Source organism: Mesorhizobium sp. M1A.T.Ca.IN.004.03.1.1 (genome assembly GCF_003997555.1).
Taxonomy (GTDB): domain Bacteria; phylum Pseudomonadota; class Alphaproteobacteria; order Rhizobiales; family Rhizobiaceae; genus Mesorhizobium.
This window is the reverse complement of the sequence record NZ_RZTV01001047.1, coordinates 1-238: the sequence shown is the minus strand read 5'-3', so window position 1 is coordinate 238 and position 238 is coordinate 1. Positions and strand designations below refer to the sequence as shown.

General features: G+C 68.1%; 1 pseudogene. It reads left to right on the top strand.

The features are described 5' to 3' along the window. A pseudogene (locus EOD29_RS34880) lies at positions 1-238 on the top strand (DNA mismatch repair protein MutL); the annotation flags it as partial.

Sequence of the window (238 nt, the reverse complement as noted above, 5' to 3'; positions counted from 1 at the left end):
GACGGACTTTCGATGCCGACGGCGCGAGCCGAGCCGCAGTTTTCGCCGCAGCCGGCCGCCCCCGAACCAACCGCGCGCTATCCGCTCGGCGCGGCGCGGGCGCAGATCCACGCAAACTACATCGTCGCCCAAACCGAGGATGGGCTCGTCATCGTCGACCAGCATGCTGCGCATGAACGGCTGGTCTTCGAGGCGATGCGCAAGGCGCTGCATTCGAAGCGGCTGGCCTCGCAAGTCC